This window comes from Neisseria basseii, from assembly GCF_962707005.1.
GTDB lineage: Bacteria > Pseudomonadota > Gammaproteobacteria > Burkholderiales > Neisseriaceae > Neisseria > Neisseria bergeri.
Genome location: NZ_CAUIXH010000072.1, coordinates 1 through 310, shown reverse-complemented (window position 1 = coordinate 310; position 310 = coordinate 1). Strand labels below are relative to the sequence as shown.

Sequence of the window (310 nt, the reverse complement as noted above, 5' to 3'; positions counted from 1 at the left end):
GCTTTCAACAGGTTCAAACACATCGCCTTCAGATGGCTTTGCGCACTCACTTTGAGCAGACCAAAATAGGCCGCCCGCGCATAGCGGAATTTACGGTGCAACGTACCAAAGCTTTGTTCGACCACATAACGGGTCTTCGACAAATACCGGTTGCGTTTGGTTTGCACTTCCGACAGCGGACGGTGCAGTGGGCTTTGCGCATAATGCCGTCCAACAACTGATGTTCTTCCAGATGTTGCCGGTTTTCCTCACTGTCATAGCCTTTGTCGGCATAAACGGTCGTACCTTTGGGTAGATCTTCCAACAAAGG

The 310-nt window shown here is 50.6% G+C and carries 1 pseudogene; it reads right to left on the bottom strand.

What is annotated here, in order from left to right:
- Nucleotides 1–310, bottom strand: a pseudogene (locus Q9I99_RS11355) (transposase); the annotation flags it as partial.